Annotated in this window: 6 protein-coding genes; 2 read left to right on the plus strand and 4 right to left on the minus strand. The window is 62.5% G+C overall.

Going from position 1 to position 6,066, the window contains the following annotated elements; all coding sequences use genetic code 11:
- Nucleotides 1-8: 8 nt before the first annotated feature.
- The gene (locus tag DMX10_RS18575; protein ID WP_111262432.1) at nt 9-536 is read right to left on the minus strand and encodes a YceD family protein; all 528 of its coding nucleotides are present in this window, start codon (nt 534-536) and stop codon (nt 9-11) included.
- A gap of 107 nt (nt 537-643) precedes the next feature.
- Between DMX10_RS18575 and DMX10_RS18580 the strand changes: the two genes are divergently transcribed.
- Nucleotides 644-1,222 (plus strand): nucleoside triphosphate pyrophosphatase, encoded by a 579-nt coding sequence (locus DMX10_RS18580; protein ID WP_111262433.1) that lies wholly within the window; start codon nt 644-646, stop codon nt 1,220-1,222.
- A 52-nt stretch (nt 1,223-1,274) separates the two neighbouring features.
- Here the strand turns inward: DMX10_RS18580 and sppA are convergent, their stop codons facing one another.
- From sppA to rluC, 3 genes are read right to left on the minus strand one after another with little or no spacing between them, the layout of a single operon-like run.
- Entirely contained in the window at nt 1,275-2,258 is a 984-nt protein-coding gene (gene sppA / locus DMX10_RS18585) for a signal peptide peptidase SppA (protein ID WP_111262434.1), read from the minus strand.
- A complete protein-coding gene (locus DMX10_RS18590) occupies nt 2,248-2,943 on the minus strand; it encodes an HAD-IA family hydrolase (RefSeq protein WP_111262435.1) in 696 nt (231 codons plus the stop codon). Before DMX10_RS18590 ends, sppA begins: the two co-directional genes overlap by 11 nt.
- The gene (gene rluC, locus DMX10_RS18595; RefSeq protein WP_111262441.1) at nt 2,936-3,889 is read right to left on the minus strand and encodes a 23S rRNA pseudouridine(955/2504/2580) synthase RluC; all 954 of its coding nucleotides are present in this window, start codon (nt 3,887-3,889) and stop codon (nt 2,936-2,938) included. Before rluC ends, DMX10_RS18590 begins: the two co-directional genes overlap by 8 nt.
- Before the next feature lie 569 nt (nt 3,890-4,458).
- Between rluC and rne the strand changes: the two genes are divergently transcribed.
- A partial coding sequence (gene rne / locus DMX10_RS18605; protein WP_111262442.1) for a ribonuclease E occupies nt 4,459-6,066 on the plus strand: 1,608 nt, incomplete at its 3' end.

The following is a 6,066-nucleotide window of genomic DNA, read 5'->3' on the forward strand; positions in this document are numbered from 1 at the left end:
ATTAACTCCTAAACGTTTGGGTCACGCTTTAACTGCGCCAATACACTGAACGGGTTGGACCGCGTCACCTCGTTCTCACTCGGCTCGGGCTCATCAAGCCCCTCCGGCTGCTGGCAATCTTCAGGGTCATGGGCCGGAACAATGGGCAAGGCGAGCAAGAGCTCATCCTCGACCAGAGTCAGAAGATCCAGAGGATCCTCACCCACTTCCAGCACGTCATAGCCCTTGGGCAGTGACTCGCTGTCCGCGCCTTCCTTCACCACGGCGTACGTGCATTCACTGTGGATCGGCAGCACGACCAGCTCCAGACAACGCTGGCACACCATCTTGACCTCGACATCGATTTCACTGCGAATAATCGCAGTCCTGCGCTCGTCGCGCCCGAAAACAAGTTTCGTGCGTACGATGCCTGCATTATCGGCAAGCGGGTCGCAGAGACGCTCAAGACTGGAGAGTTGCAGCTCGCCCTGGAGGGTTACGCCGCGATCAGCCATCTTGCGCGGATCGACGTGAGGTGGAATCGGCCCATTCAACATAGGCGCGACATTCTAGGGATGCACCCAGCACCTGTCAAAACAAATTCCGCCCTGTCCGCCATGCGGCTAGGGCTATAGAATTCCCGCTTCCTGACTGGGAGATCAGCATGCCACCTCTGGTGCTCGCATCCAGCTCGCCATACCGCCGCGAGCTTCTTGAACGCCTTCGCCTGCCCTTCACATGGAGCGCGCCGGCCATCGATGAAACCCGCCACCCTCACGAAACAGCCGAACAACTGGTACGCCGCCTGGCCGAAGAAAAAGCACGCGCCCTGGCCGACCTGCACCCCCAGCACCTGATCATCGGTTCCGACCAGGTAGCCGTCCTCGGCGAGCAGATACTCGGCAAGCCCCTGGAGTTCGAGCGCGCCCGCAGCCAGCTGCTGGCCGCCAGCGGCACCAGCGTCACCTTCCTCACCGGCCTCGCCCTGCTGAACACCCGCAGCGGCCGCTGCCAAGTGGATTGCGTGCCCTTCACGGTGAACTTCCGCTCCCTGAACGAAGCAACCATCGAGCGCTACCTCCATGCCGAAGAGCCCTACGACTGCGCCGGCAGTTTCAAGGCCGAAGGACTGGGCGTGAGCCTGTTCCGTTCCACCCAGGGGGAGGACGCCACCAGCCTGGTGGGCCTGCCGCTGATCCGCCTGGTCGACATGCTGCTCGAAGAAGGCCTGGCGCTACCCTGACGAAAAAGCCCGGCACGGGCCGGGCTCTTCCTTATATATAGGCAGCGATGGGTCAGCGCAGGCTCGGCCCCTGGAACCCCATCCATAGGGCCAGGCGCTCCGCCACGCTGGCACCGAGCCGCTTGGCGAAGCGATCGAAGGGCGTCTCCTGCTTGGTGTAGTCGACGATCTCCTTTTCGCCGATCACTTCGCGCGCAACGAAGCTGGTGCTACCCAACTTGTCCACCAAGCCCAGCTCGAGGGCCTGCTCTCCGGACCAGACCAGGCCACTGAACAGCTCCGGATGCCCTTCGACCTTCAGGCGATCACCACGACCTTTCTTCACGCTTTCGATGAACTGCTTGTGAGTGGTATCGAGCACGCCTTGCCAGAACTGGGTCTCCTCGGCCTTCTGTGGCTGGAAGGGATCGAGGAAGGCCTTGTGCTCACCCGAGGTGTAGACACGACGCTCGACACCCAGCTTACCCATCAGGTCGACGAAACCGAAGCTCGCGGCAGTAACACCGATGGAACCGACCAGACTGGCCTTGTCGGCATAGATCTCATCGGCGGCGCTGGCGATGTAGTAGGCACCAGAGGCCCCCAGGTCGGTAATCACCGCATAGACCTTGATATCCGCGTGCTCCCCACGCAGCCGCCGGATCTCGTCGTAGATATAGCCGGACTGCACCGGGCTACCACCCGGGCTGTTGATGCGCAGGACGATGCCCTTGGTCTTAGGATCTTCGAAGGCAGCGCGCAGGCTGCCGACGATATTGTCGGCACTGGCAGCCTCGTCATCGGCGATCATGCCCTTCACTTCGACCAGCGCCGTGTGGTTCTCGCCCCGCGCCGCAGTCTTCTGCAGATCGAAAAGCGGCGAGAAGAGCGCCAGCGCCACGAACAGGTAGAGGAAGGTCAGTACCTTGAAGAAAATGCCCCAGCGACGCGAGCGACGCTGCTCCTGAACACCCGCCAGCACGGCCTTTTCCAGCAACTTCCAGCTCTTGTCATCGTCACCGCCCGCAGGCGTCGAAGCCTTCCATTCATCCGACATGCAGATCCACCTTCATAGTGTGTTTGTTCGCACCACCAGCGAGCCAGTGACGCAATTCATCGAAATGCTCGATCGCCAGTCGCGGCGACTCCCCACGCAACACATCCAGGGACTGGGCGCCGTACCCCACCGCCACAGAATCCATCCCCGCCCGGCGAGCCATCCGCAGATCGAAGGGCGAGTCACCGACCATCAACGCCTGCCCGGCATCCACACGGCAATGCTGGAGAATCTCGTGCAGCATGCGCGGATCCGGCTTGCTCGCGGTCTCGTCCGCGCAACGGGTGATATCGAAGTAATCGAGCCAGCCACGACCAGCCAGCACATGATCCAGGCCGCGCCGGGTCTTGCCGGTAGCGACCGCCAGCAGATATCCCTCATTTCGGAAGCCTTCGAGAGCGCCCAGCACACCTGGGAACAACGCGGAAGGCTGCGCCTCCAGCCGACTGTAATGGGCTCCGTAGACCTCTCGATAGCGCTGGACTGCCACGGGGTCGTCGAACCCGGGATAAAGCACGCGAATCGCCTCGGGCAGGCCGAGGCCAATGATGCCTTTCAGGGCCGACTCGCCCAACTGCGGCAACCCGCAAGCCTCGGCTGCGACTTGCAGGGATTCAACGATGCGCGAGATGGAATCCACCAGCGTGCCGTCCCAATCGAATACCAGCAGGCGATAGTCAGGCACCGAGGCGCTCCAGGGTCTTCTCCCACATCTCATCTACCGGCGCCTCGACCTGCAGCGGCGCGCCATCCGGCAACACCAGCGATAGCGCGTAGGCGTGCAGGAACAGGCGTTTGCCGCCCAGCTCACGGATCTCGCGGGAAAAATCCTCGTCCCCATACTTGGGGTCACCCGCGATGGCATGGCCGGCGTGACGGGTGTGTACGCGGATCTGGTGGGTCCGCCCGGTGATGGGACTCGCCTCGACCAACGTGGCGAACTCGCCGAAGCGGCGCAGCACACGGAATTCGGTCAGCGCTTCCTTGCCCTCGTCATTGACCTCGACCATGCGCTCACCCGAGCGCAGATTGTTCTTAAGCAGCGGCGCGCTGACCTTCTTCTTCGAGGTCGGCCAGCTTCCGCGAACCAGTGCCATGTAGCGCTTGTCGACGCCATCGCCGCGCAGGGCCTCGTGGAGATGACGAAGCATGCTGCGCTTCTTGGCGATCATCAGAAGGCCGGAGGTATCCCGATCCAGCCGGTGCACCAGCTCCAGCTCCTTGGCATCAGGGCGCAACTGGCGGAACGCCTCGATCACACCGAAGCTCAACCCACTGCCGCCGTGCACGGCAATACCGGCCGGCTTGTTGAGCACGATCAGGCCCTTGTCCTCGTAGACGATCGCCGCCTCCAGGCGCTCGAGCATGCCCTGCGCCACGGGCGCCGCCTCATCACGCTCGGCCAGCCGCAAGGGCGGCACACGAACGATGTCACCGGCCTGGAGCTTGTACTCGGGCTTGATCCGCCCCTTGTTCACCCGCACCTCACCCTTGCGAAGGATGCGGTAGACCAGCGTCTTGGGAACACCCTTGAGCTGTGTGCGCAGGAAATTATCGATTCGCTGGCCGGCATATTCCGGCGCAACCTCAAGCAGCTGGACGCTGGAGGTTGGGGAGGGAGGAGTAGTCATGGCGGGCATCATAACAATTTTTTATGGAATTGAAGCACTTAATGATTACTGCTATAGTCGCGAACGCCGCCAAAAGCGGCCGTGCCCCGGATGATCGCCAAAACTGCCATCCCAGCCACGTGCAACCCATTCAGGACGTCAGGCCGTCCTTCAGAATATCTCGCCGCACAGAGCGCGAATATCCAGAGAAAAACGCCTTGAGCCATGACGCGCGACAATCCCCTAGGGGCAGTCGCGGTAAATGCAACCCGCTACGGATTCTGCGAGCGGCACCCGATTTTCAAGGGACAAGTGTAGGGTGGAGATGCACAACCGTCGGACTGCGTAGCAAACGCTTCAATCAAGACGCTTTATCTCGTCCGCTACCGATGGCTGATTCCTCCTCCTGACAACGTGCTTCTGTTACGACAACAGCAAGCAGGAGACGTCGTCGCGACCCCGGCCCTACTGGCCTGGATGTCGCTGGACACGGGAGTGGCATGCCGCTCCTGACGCGCACCTGACACCGACCGCGAGAGTCGTGTGTGCTGATCGCCGTTTCCGGCAGCCCCGGAAACCGACGGTACTACATGAAAAGAATGCTGATTAACGCAACTCAGCCCGAAGAGTTGCGTGTTGCCCTGGTCGACGGCCAACGCCTGTACGACCTGGATATCGAGTCGGGCGCCCGTGAACAGAAAAAGGCCAACATCTACAAGGGCCGCATCACCCGCATCGAGCCTAGCCTCGAGGCCGCATTCGTCGACTTCGGCGCCGATCGTCACGGCTTCCTGCCGCTGAAAGAAATCTCCCGCGAGTACTTCAAGAAGTCCCCCGAGGGGCGCGTCAACATCAAGGACGTGCTCAACGAAGGCCAGGAAGTCATCGTCCAGGTCGAGAAGGAAGAACGCGGCAACAAGGGCGCAGCCCTGACCACCTTCATCAGCCTCGCCGGCCGCTATCTGGTGCTGATGCCGAACAACCCACGTGCCGGTGGCATCTCCCGTCGCATCGAAGGCGAAGAGCGCAACGAACTGCGTGAAGCCCTGAACGGCCTGAACGCCCCGGCCGACATGGGCCTGATCGTACGCACCGCAGGCCTGGGCCGCTCCAGCGAAGAGCTGCAGTGGGACCTGGACTACCTGCTGCAGCTGTGGAGCGCCATCAAGGAAGCCTCCGGCGAACGCGGCGCCCCGTTCCTGATCTACCAGGAAAGCAACGTCATCATCCGCGCCATCCGCGACTACCTGCGCCAGGACATCGGTGAAGTACTGGTCGACAGCGTGGAAGCCCAGGAAGAAGCCCTGAGCTTCATCCGCCAGGTGATGCCGCAGTACCAGAACAAGATCAAGCTCTATCAGGACAGCGTTCCGCTGTTCAACCGCTTCCAGATCGAAAGCCAGATCGAAACCGCCTTCCAGCGCGAAGTGAAGCTGCCGTCCGGCGGCTCCATCGTCATCGACCCGACCGAAGCCCTGGTGTCCATCGACATCAACTCGGCGCGTGCGACCAAAGGCGGTGACATCGAAGAAACCGCCCTGCAGACCAACCTGGAGGCGGCCGAGGAAATCGCCCGTCAGCTGCGCCTGCGCGATATCGGCGGCCTGATCGTCATCGATTTCATCGACATGACCCCGGCCAAGAACCAGCGCGCCGTGGAAGAGAAGGTCCGCGAAGCCCTGGAAGCCGACCGCGCCCGCGTCCAGGTCGGCCGCATCTCCCGCTTCGGCCTGCTGGAAATGTCCCGCCAGCGCCTGCGCCCGTCCCTCGGCGAGAGCAGCGGCATCGTCTGCCCCCGTTGCAACGGCCAGGGCATCATCCGTGACGTCGAGTCCCTGTCGCTGGCGATCCTGCGCCTGATCGAGGAAGAGGCCCTGAAGGACCGCACCGCGGAAGTTCGCGCCCAGGTGCCGATCCCGGTTGCCGCCTTCCTCCTCAACGAGAAGCGCAACAGCATCACCAAGATCGAGCTGCGTACCCGCGCCCGCATCGTCATCCTGCCGAACGACCATCTCGAGACGCCGCACTTCGAAGTGCAGCGCCTGCGCGATGACAGCCCGGAAGTGATGAACGGCCAGTCCAGCTACGAGATGACCCCGACCGAAACCGAGGATCACCAGCCGGCCGCCGCCACCCGCACCCTGGTCCGCCAGGAAGCCGCGGTGAAGACCGTCGCCCCCGAGCGCCCCGCCCCGGCC

This window comes from Pseudomonas sp. 57B-090624 (genome assembly GCF_003234055.1).
GTDB classification, from domain to species: Bacteria; Pseudomonadota; Gammaproteobacteria; order Pseudomonadales; family Pseudomonadaceae; genus Metapseudomonas; species Metapseudomonas tohonis.

What these genes read in the sequence shown, in the direction of transcription:
- DMX10_RS18575 (WP_111262432.1), bottom strand. Translation starts at nt 536, where the DNA reads ATGTTGAATGGGCCGATTCCACCTCACGTCGATCCGCGCAAGATGGCT.
- DMX10_RS18580 (WP_111262433.1), top strand. Translation starts at nt 644, where the DNA reads ATGCCACCTCTGGTGCTCGCATCCAGCTCGCCATACCGCCGCGAGCTT.
- sppA (WP_111262434.1), bottom strand. Translation starts at nt 2,258, where the DNA reads ATGTCGGATGAATGGAAGGCTTCGACGCCTGCGGGCGGTGACGATGAC.
- rluC (WP_111262441.1), bottom strand. Translation starts at nt 3,889, where the DNA reads ATGACTACTCCTCCCTCCCCAACCTCCAGCGTCCAGCTGCTTGAGGTT.